This is a genomic window from Cupriavidus sp. 30B13 (assembly GCF_049059565.2).
Taxonomy (GTDB): Bacteria; Pseudomonadota; Gammaproteobacteria; order Burkholderiales; family Burkholderiaceae; genus Cupriavidus.
This window is the reverse complement of the sequence record NZ_CP188223.1, coordinates 2,386,314-2,401,130: the sequence shown is the minus strand read 5'-3', so window position 1 is coordinate 2,401,130 and position 14,817 is coordinate 2,386,314. Positions and strand designations below refer to the sequence as shown.

The window sequence follows — 14,817 nt, the reverse complement described above, 5'->3', positions numbered from 1 at the left end:
GCCACTGGCTCATGCACAAGATCCGCGCAGTCGTCTTCGATGCCTACGGCACGCTGTTCGACGTGTATTCCGTCACCGCGCGGGCCGAACAGCTCTTCCCCGGCAAGGGCGAGGCGCTGGCGCTGCTGTGGCGCGAGCGCCAGATCGACTACACCCGCATCCGCTCGCTGGCCGGCCCGGACGGCGCATACTACAAGCCGTTCTGGCCGATCACGGTGGACGCGCTGCGCTACGCCGCCGAGCGGCTGCAGCTGGACCTGGGTCCGGCCGCAGAAGCGCAACTGCTCAAGGAGTACGCCTGCCTGTCGGCGTTCCCGGAGAACCTCGGCGCGCTCAAGCGCCTGCGCGCCGCCGGGCTGCCGCTGGGCATCCTCTCCAACGGCAACCCGGAGATGCTCGATATCTCGGTCAAGAGCGCCGGCATGCACGGCCTGTTCGACCACGTGCTGTCGGTCGACGCGGTGCGCCTGTACAAGACCGCGCCGGCCGCCTACGCGCTGGCGCCGCAGGCCTTCGGCGTGGCGCCGGCGGAGATCCTGTTCGTCTCGTCCAACGGCTGGGACGCATGCGGCGCGGCCTGGTATGGCTTCACCACTTTCTGGATCAACCGTGCCGGTCACCCGGCGGAGCGGCTCGACGTGAGCCCTGCCGGCACCGGGCACGACATGAACGACCTGCTGCAGTTCGCCCGCGCCCGCGGCGCGGCGCTCTGACGGCGGGTAACCCAAACCAACCATCGAACACAGGAGAACACAGATGGCCATCACGCTGCCTGCGGGCATGAAGATCACCGGCGACATCCTGCCGGCCTACGAAGACATCCTCTCGCCGGCGGCCCTGGCCCTGGTGGACAAGCTGCACCGCGCCTTCGAGCCGCGCCGCCAGGAATTGCTGGCCGCGCGCGTCGAGCGCACCAAGCGCCTGGACGCCGGCGAGCTGCCCGACTTCCTGCCGCAGACCAAGAGCGTGCGCGAAGGCGACTGGAAGGTCGCCCCGGTGCCGCCCGCGCTGCACTGCCGCCGCGTGGAAATCACCGGCCCGGTCGAAGCCAAGATGGTCATCAACGCGTTCAACTCGGGCGCCGACAGCTACATGACCGACTTCGAGGACTCCAACACCCCCAACTGGCACAACCAGCTGCAGGGCCAGGTCAACCTCAAGGCCGCCGTGCGCCGCACGCTCACGCTGGACTCGAACGGCAAGCACTACAAGCTGAACGACAAGATCGCCACGCTGCAGGTGCGCCCGCGCGGCTGGCACCTCGACGAAAAGCACGTCACCATCGACGGCCAGCGCGTCTCCGGCGGCATCTTCGACTTCGCGCTGTTCCTGTTCCATAACGCGAAGGAACAGATCGCCCGCGGCGCCGGCCCGTTCTTCTACCTGCCGAAGATGGAAAGCCACCTCGAAGCGCGCCTGTGGAACGACGTCTTCGTCATGGCGCAGAACGAGATCGGCCTGCCGCAGGGCACCATCAAGGCCACCGTGCTGATCGAGACCATCCTGGCCGCGTTCGAGATGGAAGAAATCCTGTACGAACTGCGCGAGCACAGCGCCGGCCTGAACGCCGGCCGCTGGGACTACATCTTCTCGTGCATCAAGAAGTTCAAGGTCGACAAGAACTTCTGCCTGGCCGACCGCGCCAAGGTCACCATGACCTCGCCGTTCATGCGCGCGTACGCGCTGCTGCTGCTCAAGACCTGCCACAAGCGCGGCGCGCCCGCGATCGGCGGCATGAGCGCGCTGATCCCGATCAAGAACGATCCGGAGAAGAACGCGGTGGCCATGCAGGGCATCATCAACGACAAGAAGCGCGACGCCACCGACGGCTACGACGGCGGCTGGGTGGCCCACCCGGGCCTGGTCGAGCCGGCCATGAAGGAATTCGTGGCGGTGCTGGGCGACAAGCCCAACCAGTTCGACAAGCAGCGCGACGACGTCAACGTGTCGGCCAAGGACCTGCTGGACTTCCAGCCGGAAACCCCGATCACCGAAGCCGGCCTGCGCATGAACATCAACGTCGGCATCCACTACCTCGGCTCCTGGCTGGCCGGCAACGGCTGCGTGCCCATCCACAACCTGATGGAAGACGCCGCCACCGCCGAGATCTCGCGCTCGCAGGTGTGGCAATGGATCCGCTCGCCCAAGGGCAAGCTGGAAGACGGCCGCAAGGTGACCGCCGAGCTGGTGCGCGGCCTGATTCCGGAAGAACTGGCCAAGGTCAAGGAAGTGGTCGGTGGCGAGACCAGGACCTACGACCGCGCCGCCGAGATCTTCGAGCAGATGTCCACCTCGGAAGATTTCGCGGAATTCCTGACGCTGCCGCTGTACGAAGAGATCTGATGCCGTGGCCGGCGCGCCGGGGCCATCCCGGTGCGCACGGCTGGCCGGCTTCGCCGCGCCGCCCCGTCGAGGGGCGGCTTTTTTTTGCCGCGGCTAGGCCGGCGCCGGGAACGCGTCCTGCAGCAGCGCGCGCACGGTGTCGGCCACGCCGTGCTGGTTGCCGCGGCGCCAGGCCAGGTGCAGTTCCACGTCCAGCCCGGCGGCATTCTCGAGCGGGCGGAAGGCCACGCCGGCGTATCCCAGCCGGTGCGCGGATTGCGGCACCAGCGCCACGCCCATGCCGGCGTCCACCAGTGACAGGATGGAATGCGTGTGGCTCAGCGTCTGCACCGTCTCGGGCGCCACGCCCTCGGCCCGCAGCCGTCCGGCCACGACCTCGTACAGGTAGCGGGATTCGGACGGGCAGAATTCGATGAACGGCTGCGCCTCCAGCGACTGCAGCGTCAGCGACGGGCAGGTCATCAGGGGGTGCCCCGCCGGCGCCGCCAGCACGAACGGCTCGCGCAGCAGCGGCGCGGACAGCGCGAAGCTGCGCGGCGCGAACGGGCGCACCACGCCGAGCTCGATGCGGTCCGCGCCGATCGCCTCGAGTTGCGCGTCGGTCTGCATCTCACGCAATGACACATGGACGTCCGGGAACTTCGCCCGGATCGCGCCCAGCAGTTGCGGCAGCAGCGTGAAGCTGGCGGCGGGGATGAAACCCATCGTCACGCTGCCCGCGTCGGCCCGCATGGCGCGCCGCGCGGCCAGCGCGGCGGCCTGGCTGCGGCGCAGGATGTCTTCCGCCTCGCGCAGGAAGGTGGTGCCCGCCAGGGTCAGGCGCACGGTGCCGCCCGAGCGTTCCAGCAGGCGGACGCCCACCTCGTGCTCGAGAAGCTGGATCTGCCGCGTGAGCGGCGGCTGCGTCATGTTCAGCAAGGCTGCCGCCCGGCCGAAATGCAGTTCCGTCGCCACCGCGACGAAACTGCGGAGATGCGAAAGCTGAAACACGATTCAATTCTTGTATTGCGGCATCGCCTGTTTGAATTGGACGCTGCGGCCAGTCCTTCTTAGAGTGGCACCTCTCGACTTTTCAGTCTTTCCAGACAGTCTTTCCAGACTTTTCCAGCAGGAGATACAGGTGGCAACTTTCGAAGGCCCGGCGTTGCGCAGGGCGCTTGACGGCATTTCCGGCATCCTGGTCACGCCGTTCGACGCAGATGATACCGTTTCGCCGGCGCCGCTCGCGCCGGTGGTGGACCGGGCGGTCGAGGCCGGCGTGCATGTGCTGGTCGCCAACGGCAATACCAGCGAGTTCTACGGGCTGCGCGAGCAGGAAGCCGTGCGGATGGTGCAGGTGGCCGCCGAATGCGTGGCGGGCCGGGTGCCGCTGCTGGCCGGCGTGGGCCGCAGCGTGCACGAGGCCTGCGCGCTGGCGCGCGCCTCGCGCCTGGCCGGCGCCGATGCGCTGATGGTGCACCAGCCGCCCGATCCGTTCGTGGCGCCGCGCGGCGTGGCGGCCTACGTGCGCAAGATCGCCGAGGCCGGCGAGGGCCTGCCGCTGGTGCTCTACCTGCGCAACGACAACATCGGGCTGGCGGCGATCGAGGAACTGTGCCGCATCCCCGGCGTGATCGGCGTGAAGTGGGCCTCGCCCACGCCGCTGGTGCTGGCCGAAGCCATGCGCCGCACCGCCGACCTCGGGCTGGCCTGGGTGGGCGGCCTCGCGGAAGTCTGGGCGCCGCCGCTCTACGCGGTCGGGGCGCGCGGTTTCACTTCCGGCCTGATCAATGTGCTGCCGGAACGCTCGGTCGCCATCTATGACGCGCTCGAAGCCGCCGACTACGCCGGCGCGATGCGGCTCATCGGCGAGATGCTGCCGTTCGAGGAACTGCGCGCGCAGGAGAACAACGGCGCCAACGTCACGGTCGTCAAGGCTGCGCTGCAGATGATGGGCAACGACTGCGGCGCCACGCGGCCGCCGTCGGCGTGGCCGCTGGCCGCGGGCCAGCACGAGCGGCTGCACGCGCTGATGTCGGGCTGGGGCCTCGCCCGCTGAGCATGGGGGCCGCGCGGCGGGCAGCGTTCCCGCCCCGGCCCCGCGAACAAAACAACACCCATCGGAGACAACCCGTGAATATCCGCCACATCCGCTCGATCCGCTCGATCCGCTCTAGCCGCGGCATCCGCCGCTCCGTCCTTGCCTTGCTGGCCCTCTCGTCCATGCCGTTCCTGTGCGGCACCGCGCTGGCGCAGGGCTATCCCACGCATCCCATCACCATCGTCATCGGCTCCAGCCCCGGCAGCGCCACCGACGGCCTGGCGCGCGCGGTCGGCATGGAAGTGACCAGGATGACCGGCCAGGCGGTGGTGGTCGACAACCGCGCCGGCGCCTTCGGCGGCATCGCTGCCCAGACCGTGGCGCGCGCCGCGCCGGACGGCTATACGCTGTTCATGACCACCAACACCACGCAGGCCGCCAACCCGCACCTGCTGAAGAAGCTGCCCTATGACCCGATCAAGGACTTTGCGCCCGTCTCGCTGCTGACCAAGGGCTACCAGCTGCTGGTGGTGAACCCGCAGGTCAAGGCCAACAGCGTGGGCGAGCTGGTCGCGCTGGCAAAGAAGGAGCCCGGCAAGATGAGCTACGGCTCCGGCAGCTCCTCCGCGCAGGTCGCCGCCGAGCTGTTCCAGCAGGTCACCGGCAGCAAGTTCACCTACGTGCCCTACAAGGCCAATCCGCAGGCCGTCATCGACCTGGTCGCCGGGCAGACCGACATGATGATCGTCGACCTTGCCGCCAGCCTGCCGCAGGTCAAGGCCGGCAAGCTGCGCGCGCTCGGCATCAGCAGCCCCAAGCGCTCGGCGCTGGTGCCCGGGGTGCCGGCGATCGCCGAAACGCTGCCCGGCTACGAAGCCGGCTACTGGAATGCGCTGTACGCCCCGGCGAACACGCCGGCGCCGGTGGTGCAGCAGTTGAGCGACCTGATGCGCCGGGCGATGGCAAGCCCGGCCGTGCGCCAGGTGGTCGACCAGACCGGCATGGAGGTGGCGCTGTCCACGCCCGACGAGCTGGCGCGCTTCCAGCTGGCCGAGCTGGGCCGCTGGGGGCAGATCATCAAGACGGCTGGCATCAAGCCGGAATAAGGCGTGGCCGCGCCGGTTGCCAATTGCCGGGGCTATGCTAGATTTAACGAGGCACGGCAGGCGGCCGCCGTGCAGCCGGCACGCTCGGCCGTTCAACCGATGCCTACGGTACGGTACATGCGGAACGTAGGGAACGTACGGCAGGTACCGGCACTTAGGGTACTTAGCGGACAGGAGACCATCCGATGCATGTTTCCATGCGTGTTTCCATACGGCGGCCCGTGCGGCGCTCCCTGCGGCGGCATACCCTCGCGGGGTTCGCGGGCCTGGCATTTGCCGCCGCCCTGAGCCTGGCGCAGGCCGCCCCCGTCTCGTTCAACGTGCCGCTCACCGGCGCGCAGCAGGTGCCTCCGGTGCAGACCCCGGGCAGCGGTTCCGCCGACCTCACCTATGACCCCGCCACGCGGGTGGTCACCTGGACGGTCAGCTTCAGCGGCTTGTCCAGCGCGCCGACCATGGCGCATTTCCACGGGCCCGCCGTGACCGGCAAGAACGCCGGGGTCCAGGTCTGGCTGGCCGAGAAGGGCGCCGCGCTGAGCAGCCCCGTCAAGGGCCAGGCCACGCTGTCGCCGGCCGAGGCGAAGGAGTTCGTGTCCGGCGAGATGTACATCAACGTGCATACCAAGGACCATCCCGCCGGCGAGATCCGTGGCCAGGTGCTGCCGCCCAAGAGCAACTGACCGGCCTGGCGGCCCGCTTCAGAGATACGCCGCGAGCAGCGCCGCTGCCGCGGCGCCCGCGGCCAGCATGAGCAACGCCAGCATCACAGGTGCTTGACGTGGCGCGCGGACGCGCGCGGGCAGCCATTTGCGGCCGGTCAGCATCGGCCGCAGCAGGTTGTGTCCCTTGGCCGCCGCGTACAGCGCGATGGCCAGCACGTGCAGCACCACCGCCGCCAGCAGCACGTCCCACAGCAGCGCATGCAGTGCCGAGATCGCATTGGCGACCGCGGCGGGCACCCATTCGGTAAACGGCCCTTCGTCCGCGATGTCGTTGTTGATGTAGAGCCCGCTGAGCGTCTCGCCGAGCAGCAGCGCCAGCAGCGCCACCACCATCCAGCCGCCGGCCGGATTGTGGCCGACCTGCAGGTCGGCCTCGCGCCGGAATAGATGGCGCAGGTGGCGCCACGCGGCGCGAGGCGAGGCCACGAAGCTGCGAAAGCGCGCGGTCTCGCTGCCGCAGCAGCCCCACAGCAGCCGGAACAAGACCAGCGCGAGCAGCATTTCGCCGGCCCGCACATGCCAGTCCATCCAGTTCAGTTTCGCGCTCGCGTAGGCCGCGGCCACCAGCACCACCACCAGCCAGTGGAACAGCCGCGTCGGCGCGTCCCAGACTGTCACGGGGCGGCCCTCGGGCGGCGCCGGCGGCGCGCTCGGGTCGTCAGGTTTCATCGGTCGGCTCTTCTGTCGGGCGTCCGGCCTTTACTTTAGGCGCCGCCTGCCGCCGCCGCCTAGCGCTGCGTCAGTTCCGCCGCAGGATTCCACAGCGCCGGGTCGAACGGGTTGATCTGCCGGCCCACCTCGGCGGTCTCGCGCTGCATCAGGTCCACCACGATGGGCAGGCGCTCGGGGCTCAGCCGCTCGATCAGCGTGCCGACGCCCAGCGCGGCCACGGCGCGGCCTTCGCGGTCCAGGATCGGCACCGCCACGCCCGCCATGCCGTCGAGCAGGCCCGCGCGCCGCGAGGCGTAGCCGCACGCGCGGACCTGCTCGATCTCGCTGCGCAGCGACACTTCGTCGAGCAGGCCGTACTCGCGCAGCCGCGGCAGGTTGAACTGCAGCACCGCTTCGCGCTCCTCGTCGGGCAGGAAGGCGAGGATGGCCGTGGCGGCCTGGCCCACGCCCAGCGGCACGCGCCCGCCGATGCCGCCGGTAAAGGTGCGGATGGCGTAGGGCCCTTCGTTGCGGTCCAGGCACACGGCGTCGAAGCCGCTGCGCACCAGCAGGAAGATCGCGTCGTTGAGGCGCGCCCCAAGCCGCAGCAGCACGGGGCGGCAGAGCTGGCGCAGCCCGCTCAGGTTGCCGGCCTGGGCCGCCAGCGCGAAGAACTCGATGCTCAGCCGGTAGCGCTTGGAGCGCGTGTCCTGCTCGACCATGCCTTCCTTGACCAGCGATTGCAGCAGCCGGTGCGTGGTGGCCTGGGTCAGGCCGACCGCTTGCGCCACGTCCTTGACGCGCGATGCGCTGTGCTGGTGCAGCGCCAGCGCGCGCATCACGGCAAACAGGCGGGCGGCGCCGCCGGCGGCGGGTTCGGCGGGTTCCGTTACATCTTCCATACAGTCGGCGTCTCTTTCGGCGGAATTGCGAAAGTGGTCAATGGCCACTTGATTTCATTCAATGGAATTTTATGAATAAAAATCCCACTGAACAGAATTATCCCACCAAACGGGTATGTTTCCTGCTCAAAATAAGGCGTCTCCTAAAAGGTCCGGGTCCCGCCGCCGCAACGCGGCCGCTGCGCCGCCGCCACACAGGGAAGCCACACAGGAAAAAAGCGCATGTCCTTTCTTACCTTGAGCAATGTGAGCAAGTCGTACGGCGACAACCAGGTCGTCAAGTCGATGAACTTGTCGGTGGAGCAGGGCGAGTTCGTCTCCCTGCTGGGCCCGTCGGGATGCGGCAAGACCACCACGCTGCAGATGATCGCCGGCTTTGCCACCGTGAGCAGCGGGCGCATTGCGCTGGCCGGCCGCGACATCACCCACGCCCGGCCCAATACGCGGGGCCTTGGCATCGTGTTCCAGACCTATGCGCTGTTTCCCCACATGAGCGTGGAGGAGAACGTGCGTTTCGGCCTGGAGATGCGCAAGCTGCCGCGCGCCGAGCAGGCCGCCAGGGTGGCCCGCGTGCTGGAACTGGTGCACCTGCGCGGCTACGAGGCGCGCTATCCGCGCGAGCTGTCGGGCGGCCAGCGCCAGCGCGTGGCGCTGGCGCGCGCGCTGGTGATCGAGCCGCCGGTGCTGCTGCTCGACGAGCCGCTGTCGAACCTGGACGCCAAGCTGCGCGAGGAAATGCAGTTCGAGCTCAGGCGCATCCAGCGCACCGTGGGCACCACCACCATCATGGTCACGCACGACCAGCACGAAGCGATGTCGGTCAGCGACCGCGTGGTGGTGATGGAGCAGGGCGTGCTGGTGCAGGTGGACAAGCCCTACGAACTCTATGAGCAGCCGCGCACCGAGTTCGTCTCGTCCTTCGTCGGCAAAAGCAACCTGATCCCGGGGCGCGTGCTCGAAGGCGGCGCGCTGCCGCGCATCGAGCTGGCGGGCCAGCCGGCGCTGGCGGCCGTGGTGCCCGGCGCGGCCTGCCAGGCCGGCGCCGCGGTGCTGTTCAGCCTGCGCCCCGAGAAGGTGCACCTGGTGGCGCCCGGCGCGGGCCGCTTCGACGGCCGCGTGATCGAGCGCTTCTTCATGGGCAGCCACTGGCTGCACCGCATCGACAGCCCGCTCGGCGAACTGCTGGCGATGCGCAGCAACGACGGCCCGCCGCCGCCGCAGGACGGCGAGCGGGTCGGCGTGACCTGGCATGACGACAGCGCGCGCCTGCTGCCCGCCCCGGCCACGGCCGGCGCGGCCGTGGCGGCGGCGCAGGCGGTGCCGGCATGAGCACCGCCGCCGCATTGCAGGGCCCGCCCAAGGCCCGCCCGTGGCCGTGGCTGATGTCGGCGCCCGGCCTGGTCCTGTTCCTGGTGATGCTGGTCACGCCGCTGGCGCTGACCGCCATGCTGGCCTTCAGCGTGTTCGACCACGATACCGGCAGCGTGGCCGGCGGCGTCACGCTGGCCAACTTCCTGGCCATCGTCACGGATGCGTATTACTACGAGATCCTCTGGCGCACCTTCTGGATCGCGCTGGTGACGACGCTGGTGTGCGTGGCGGTGGGCGTGCCGCAGGCCTTCATCCTGAGCCGCATGGGCAATCCGTGGCGCTCGGTCCTGCTGGTGGTGGTGCTGGCGCCGCTGCTGGTGTCGGTGGTGGTGCGCGCGTTCGGCTGGAGCATCCTGCTGGGCAACACCGGCCTGGTGAACCAGATGCTCGGCGCGTTCGGCATCGAGCCGGTGCGCATCCTCTACACCAACCTTGCCATCGTGATCGGGCTGGTGCACGTGATGCTGCCGTTCATGATCATCCCGGTCTGGACCACGCTGCAGAAGATCGACCCGAGCGCCGCCAATGCCGCGCTCTCGCTCAATGCCTCGTTCCTGACCACGCTGCGCCGAATCGTGCTGCCGCAGATGACGCCGGGCATTCTCTCCGGCAGCCTGATCGTGTTCGGCCTGAGCGCCAGCTCGTTCGCGATTCCCGGCCTGCTGGGCGGGCGCCGGCTGAAGATGGTGGCCACGCTGGTCTACGACGAATACCTCAACACCCTCAACTGGCCGCTCGGCGCGGCCATCGCCATCGTGCTGCTGCTGGCCAACCTGCTCATCATGCTCAGCTACAACCGCCTGCTCGAGCAACGCTACAAGAAGCGCCTGGGGTGAACGCCATGAACAAGAACGGACCTCTCGCCCTGTGTTTCAACGCGCTGGTGATCGCCTTCACCGTGGCGCCCCTGCTGGTCGTCTGCCTGGTGGCCTTCACGCCCGGCGAAACGCTGACCCTGCCGACCACCGCCTTCTCGCTGCGCTGGTTCCGCACGCTGCTCGGGCACGACGAATTCCTGCGCTCGTTCTGGATCAGCCTGGGGCTGGCGGCGGCCAGCGCCACGCTGTGCTGCCTGATCGCCGTGCCGGCCGGCATCGCCATCACGCGCCATGCCTTCGCGGGGCGCAATGTCGTCAACGGCCTGCTGCTGTCGCCGCTGCTGATCCCGCACCTGGTGCTGGGCGTGGCGCTGATGCGCATGTTCTCGCTGGTGGGCGGCGCCGGCAGCCTGGGCTGGCTGCTGCTGGCCCACACCATGGTCATCACGCCCTACGTGCTGCGCCAGGTGGTGTCCGCGCTGACCGGCTTCGATGCCAGCGCCGAGCAGGCCGCGGTGTCGCTGGGCGCCAGCCGCGCCACCGTGTTCCGCCGCATCGTGCTGCCGATGATCCTGCCCGGCGTCACCGGCGGCTGGATGCTGGCCTTCATCAACAGCTTCGACGAGGTGACCATGTCGATCTTCGTCACCTCGCCCTCGACGGTCACGCTGCCGGTGCGCATGTACATGTACGCGACCGAATCGCTGGACCCGATGATGGCGGCCGTGTCCGCGCTGATGATCGCGCTGACCGCGGTGGCCATGCTGGTCATCGACCGGGTCTACGGCCTCGACCGCATGCTGGTGGGGCGCGCATGAGCACCGCATTCGATTCCGCGCGCGGGGCCGGCCAGTTGCGGCGGCTGCAGGAGCTCCAGCGCGCCGTGCTGCGCTTCGAGCTCGACGGCGTGTTCTGCGAAGGCCTCGAGGGCGACACCGTGCTGACCGCCATCCTGACGCAGCGCCGGCGGCTGCGCGACAACGAATTCACGGGCGCGCCGCGCGCCGGCTTCTGCCTGATGGGCGCCTGCCAGGACTGCCTGGTGTGGCTCGACGGCGGCGAGCGCGTGCGCGCCTGCTCGACTCCGCTGCGAGCCGGCATGCGCCTGCGCACGGCGCCGGTATTCGCCGCGCCGGCGCGGACGGAGCGGGCGCAGCAAAGCGAGCAAGCGGAGCAGGCGGAGGGCAGGGCATGACGCGCGACGGCAACCCGGTCATCGTCGGCGCCGGCCCGGCCGGCGTGCGCGCGGCGCAGGCGCTGGTCGGCCACGGCCTGCGGCCGGTGGTGATCGACGAAGCGCCGCGCTGGGGCGGGCAGATCTACCGGCAGCAGCCGGACGGCTTCCGGCGCACCGCCGGCCAGCTGTACGGTTTCGAGGCGGGGCGCGCGCGCGCGCTGCACGAGGCCTTCGCGGACTTGCTGCCGCATGTCGACTACCGGCCCGGCCAGCTGGTCTGGAACGCCGGCGCGCACCAGCTCGACCTGTGGGAGGCCGCCACCGGCCGCCACGCGAGCCTGCCCTGGCGCGACCTCATCCTGGCCACCGGCGCGACCGACCGCATCCTGCCGGTGCCGGGCTGGACCACGCCGGGCGTGTATTCGCTGGGCGGCGCGCAGGTCGCGCTGAAGTTCCAGGGCTGCGCCATCGGCCAGCAGGTGGTGCTGGCGGGCAGCGGGCCGCTGCTGTACCTGGTGGCCTACCAGTACAAGAAGGCCGGCGCCGAGGTGCGGGCCGTGCTCGATTACGCGAGCACGGCGGAGCAGGCCGGCGCGCTGCTGCCGATGAGCCGGCTGCCGGCGGTGCTGGCCAAGGGGCTTTATTACGTGGCCTGGCTGCGGCTGCACGGCGTGCCCATCCATGCCAGCGCGCGCCTGGCGCGGGTCGAGGGCGAATACGGCGTGGAAGCGGTGCACTGGGTCTCGCGCACCGATCCGTCCGAGACGCACCGCATCGCCTGCGATGCGCTGGGTTTCGGCTACGGCCTGCGCCCGGAGAACCAGCTGGCGGACCTGCTGGGCTGCGGCTTTGCCTTCGATCCGCAGCAGCGCGCCCACCTGGTGGCGCAGCAGCAGGGCCAGTCGAGCGTGCCCGGCGTGTTCGTGGCCGGCGACGGCGCGCGCATCCTGGGCGCCGACGCGGCCGAGCTGGCCGGCGAGCGCGCCGCGCTGAAGCTGCTCGCGCAGCGCGGCATCGCCGTCGACATGGCGCGGATGGCCCGGCTCGATGCCCGCCTGGCGCGCATCGCCGCGTTCCGCGCGGGGCTGGAGCGCGCGTTCCCGTTCCCGCGCGACTGGGCCGCGCAGGTGCCCGACCACACCGTGGTGTGCCGCTGCGAAGCGGTGACCGCGGGCGAGATCCGCCGCGCGGCGCGCGAGCAGGGCGCGGACGAGATGAACCGCATGAAGGCGCTGTGCCGGGTCGGCATGGGCCGCTGCCAGGGCCGCATGTGCGGCGTGGCCGGGGCCGAGCTGCTGGCCCACGCCTGCGCGCGGCCGGTCGAGCTGGTGGGCCGCATCCGCGGCCAGGCGCCGGTCAAGCCGGTGCCGGTGGCCGGGCTGGAATCCCGGCTGGAGTCTGGTCAGGTAGCTGGCGAAGGAGTCCGTCATGGCTGAGCGGCTGGAAGCCGATGCGCTGGTCGTGGGCGGCGGCATCGTCGGGGCCTCCGCCGCGCTGGCGCTGCGCCGGCGCGGCCTGTCGGTGGTGGTGCTGGAGCGCGACCTGTGCGGCTCGCGCTCGAGCGGCGTCAACTACGGCGGCGTGCGGCGCCAGGGGCGCGCCTTCGGCCAGTTGCCGCTGGCGCAGCGCGCGCACCGCATCTGGCAGGACCTGCCGGCGCTGCTCGGCACCGATGGCGAGTACGTGCGCAGCGGCCACCTGAAACTGGCGCGCACGGCGGACGACATGGCCAAGCTCGAGCGCTATCGCGACGGCGCGCAGCCTTACGGCCTGGCGCTGGAGCTGCTCGGCCCCGACGAATTGCGCCGGCGCTATCCGTGGCTGGGCGCCGGGCTGGCCGGCGCCTCGCTCTGCCCGGACGACGGGCAGGCCAATCCGCGCCTGGTGTCGCCGGCCTTTGCCCGGGCCGCCGCCGCCGCCGGGGCCGTCATCCGCGAGCGCGAAGCGGTGCTGCAGGTGGAACACGGCAGCGCCGGTTTCGTCGCCACCACCGCCTCGGGCCTGACGGTGCGCGCGCCCAACCTGCTCAACTGCGCCGGCGCCTGGGCCGGGCCGCTGGCCGCGCGTTTCGGCGACGCGGTGCCGCTGACCCAGGGCCACCCGGCCATGGCGGTGACCGAGCCGCTGCCGTTCTTCCTGCCGCTGAGCCTGGGCATGGAAGGCGGCGACGTATATTGCCGCCAGGTCGCGCGCGGCAACGTGGTGCTGGGCGGCGGCCGGGTCGAGCCCGGCGCGCTCGGCGTGGACGCCATCCGCTCCACCACCGGCGCGATCCTGGCGCAGATGCGCCGCATCGCCACCCTGATCCCGCGCCTGGAGCATGCCCAGATCATCCGTACCTGGAGCGGCATCGAAGGCTACCTGCCGGACCGCCAGCCGGTGATCTGCGCCAGCCCGCGCACGCCCGGCCTGTTCCACGGCTTCGGTTTTTCCGGCGCCGGCTTCGAGGTCGGCCCCGCGGCTGGCGCGGTGCTGGCCGAACTGGTCGCCGACGGCGCCACCGCGACACCGATCGCCGCGTTCGACCTGCGCCGCTTCGCGCAGGGCGCGGCCGTGGCGGCGCCATCTGCCGCCGGCTCTCTCGCCGATTCCCCCGCTGACTCACCCCGCATCGCCAAAGGAGTGCATTGATGACCAGACCGTTCGCTAAACAGATCCGGGCCGCCGCCGGCATGGCCGCCGCTTCGCTGCTGCTCGCCGCCGGCGCGCACGCCGCGACGCGCACGCTGTATGTCGGCATGAACGGCGGCTCGATGGAAAAGACCTACACGGACTTCGTGTTCAAGGCCTTCGAGAAGGCCAACGACGTCAAGATCGTGGTGGTGCCCGGCACCTCGTCCGACATCATGGCCAAGGCCCTGGCCAGCCGCGCCAAGCCGCAGATGCACGTGATGTTCCTCGACGACGGCCTGATGTACCGCGCCATCCGCATGGGCCTGTGCGAGAAGCAGCCCGCCTCCGCCGCCGGCAAGGCGCTCTATCCGCAGGCCCATATCGAAGGCGACATGGCCACCGGCGTGACCATGAGCATGACCGGCCTGGGCTACAACACGCGCCTGTTCAAGGAGAAGAACTGGGCGCCCCCCACTTCCTGGCAGGACCTGGCCGATCCCAAGTACAAGAACAAGGTGGTGTTCCAGTCGCTGCCGTCGTCCACCTTCGGCCTGCACGGCTTCCTGATGCTCAACCGCATCCGCGGCGGCAACGAGTCCAACGTCGAGCCCGGCTTCAAGGCCTGGCCGCAGACAGTGGGCCCCAACGTGCTGGAATACGTCTCGAACTCGGCCAAGCTGTCGGAGATGGTGCAGTCCGGCGAGGCGGCGATCTTCCCGTTCACGCCCAGCATGACCACCATCTTCCAGGGCAAGGGGCTGCCGGTGGCCTATGCCCAGCCCAAGGAAGGCGCCGTGGTGCTGATGGTGGCCCAGTGCGTGATCGCCAACAACTCGGAGCCCGAGCTGTCGCAGAAGCTCGCCGCCTACCTGCTGACCGCCGCCGCGCAGAAGGCCGCGCTGGAAGGCGGCTCGTACAACCCCACCAACACCGAGGTGACGGCCACCGGCAAGGCCGGGCAGGAACTCGCGCAGATGAAGGAATACCTCAAGACCGCCGTGACCGTCGACTGGAGCCAGATCAACCAGAACCGCTCCAACTGGGACCGGCAATGGAACCGGCAGGTCGAGCGTTGAGCGGCGCCGGGGTTTGCG

Annotated in this window: 15 protein-coding genes; 12 read left to right on the top strand and 3 right to left on the bottom strand. The window is 70.0% G+C overall.

Going from position 1 to position 14,817, the window contains the following annotated elements; genetic code table 11:
* The first annotated feature begins 11 nt into the window (after positions 1 to 11).
* Both ACKI2N_RS10960 and aceB read left to right on the top strand, forming a co-directional pair.
* Positions 12 to 713, top strand: a complete 702-nt coding sequence (locus ACKI2N_RS10960) for a haloacid dehalogenase type II (RefSeq protein ID WP_420997147.1) — start codon at positions 12 to 14, stop codon at positions 711 to 713.
* A gap of 43 nt (positions 714 to 756) precedes the next feature.
* The gene (aceB, locus tag ACKI2N_RS10955; RefSeq protein ID WP_420997146.1) at positions 757 to 2,343 is read left to right on the top strand and encodes a malate synthase A; all 1,587 of its coding nucleotides are present in this window, start codon (positions 757 to 759) and stop codon (positions 2,341 to 2,343) included.
* Between the two features lie 93 nt (positions 2,344 to 2,436).
* Here aceB and ACKI2N_RS10950 read toward each other — a convergent pair whose 3' ends face one another.
* On the bottom strand, positions 2,437 to 3,333 hold the full coding sequence (locus ACKI2N_RS10950) for a LysR family transcriptional regulator (protein WP_420997145.1): 897 nt from the start codon (positions 3,331 to 3,333) through the stop codon (positions 2,437 to 2,439).
* Positions 3,334 to 3,463: 130 nt separating this feature from the next.
* Here ACKI2N_RS10950 and ACKI2N_RS10945 point away from each other — a divergent pair, with 130 nt between their 5' ends.
* From ACKI2N_RS10945 to ACKI2N_RS10935, 3 genes are all read left to right on the top strand, one after another.
* Entirely contained in the window at positions 3,464 to 4,381 is a 918-nt protein-coding gene (locus ACKI2N_RS10945; protein WP_420997144.1) for a dihydrodipicolinate synthase family protein, read from the top strand.
* A 164-nt stretch (positions 4,382 to 4,545) separates the two neighbouring features.
* The gene (locus ACKI2N_RS10940; RefSeq protein WP_420997217.1) at positions 4,546 to 5,469 is read left to right on the top strand and encodes a Bug family tripartite tricarboxylate transporter substrate binding protein; all 924 of its coding nucleotides are present in this window, start codon (positions 4,546 to 4,548) and stop codon (positions 5,467 to 5,469) included.
* 197 nt (positions 5,470 to 5,666) lie between these two features.
* Entirely contained in the window at positions 5,667 to 6,149 is a 483-nt protein-coding gene (locus tag ACKI2N_RS10935) for a CHRD domain-containing protein (RefSeq protein ID WP_420997216.1), read from the top strand.
* Positions 6,150 to 6,167: 18 nt separating this feature from the next.
* On the opposite strand, the gene ACKI2N_RS10930 is transcribed toward ACKI2N_RS10935, so the two are convergent.
* The gene (locus tag ACKI2N_RS10930; protein WP_420997143.1) at positions 6,168 to 6,860 is read right to left on the bottom strand and encodes a cytochrome b/b6 domain-containing protein; all 693 of its coding nucleotides are present in this window, start codon (positions 6,858 to 6,860) and stop codon (positions 6,168 to 6,170) included.
* Between the two features lie 59 nt (positions 6,861 to 6,919).
* Positions 6,920 to 7,744, bottom strand: a complete 825-nt coding sequence (locus ACKI2N_RS10925; RefSeq protein WP_420997142.1) for an IclR family transcriptional regulator — start codon at positions 7,742 to 7,744, stop codon at positions 6,920 to 6,922.
* A 222-nt stretch (positions 7,745 to 7,966) separates the two neighbouring features.
* Between ACKI2N_RS10925 and ACKI2N_RS10920 the strand changes: the two genes are divergently transcribed.
* Genes ACKI2N_RS10920 through ACKI2N_RS10890 form a run of 7 tightly spaced genes read left to right on the top strand, consistent with a single transcriptional unit; the run spans position 7,967 to position 14,799 of the window.
* The gene (locus ACKI2N_RS10920) at positions 7,967 to 9,073 is read left to right on the top strand and encodes an ABC transporter ATP-binding protein (protein WP_420997141.1); all 1,107 of its coding nucleotides are present in this window, start codon (positions 7,967 to 7,969) and stop codon (positions 9,071 to 9,073) included.
* A complete protein-coding gene (locus tag ACKI2N_RS10915; protein WP_420997140.1) occupies positions 9,070 to 9,951 on the top strand; it encodes an ABC transporter permease in 882 nt (293 codons plus the stop codon). Before ACKI2N_RS10920 ends, ACKI2N_RS10915 begins: the two co-directional genes overlap by 4 nt.
* Positions 9,952 to 9,956: 5 nt before the next feature.
* Positions 9,957 to 10,751: an ABC transporter permease gene (locus ACKI2N_RS10910; RefSeq protein WP_420997139.1), complete on the top strand. Its 795-nt coding sequence runs from the start codon at positions 9,957 to 9,959 to the stop codon at positions 10,749 to 10,751.
* Positions 10,748 to 11,128 (top strand): (2Fe-2S)-binding protein, encoded by a 381-nt coding sequence (locus ACKI2N_RS10905; RefSeq protein WP_420997138.1) that lies wholly within the window; start codon positions 10,748 to 10,750, stop codon positions 11,126 to 11,128. Before ACKI2N_RS10910 ends, ACKI2N_RS10905 begins: the two co-directional genes overlap by 4 nt.
* Entirely contained in the window at positions 11,125 to 12,546 is a 1,422-nt protein-coding gene (locus tag ACKI2N_RS10900) for an FAD-dependent oxidoreductase (RefSeq protein ID WP_420997137.1), read from the top strand. The genes ACKI2N_RS10905 and ACKI2N_RS10900 overlap by 4 nt, the downstream gene beginning before the upstream one ends.
* The gene (locus tag ACKI2N_RS10895) at positions 12,539 to 13,741 is read left to right on the top strand and encodes an NAD(P)/FAD-dependent oxidoreductase (protein ID WP_420997136.1); all 1,203 of its coding nucleotides are present in this window, start codon (positions 12,539 to 12,541) and stop codon (positions 13,739 to 13,741) included. Before ACKI2N_RS10900 ends, ACKI2N_RS10895 begins: the two co-directional genes overlap by 8 nt.
* On the top strand, positions 13,741 to 14,799 hold the full coding sequence (locus ACKI2N_RS10890) for an extracellular solute-binding protein (RefSeq protein ID WP_420997135.1): 1,059 nt from the start codon (positions 13,741 to 13,743) through the stop codon (positions 14,797 to 14,799). Before ACKI2N_RS10895 ends, ACKI2N_RS10890 begins: the two co-directional genes overlap by 1 nt.
* Positions 14,800 to 14,817: the final 18 nt, after the last annotated feature.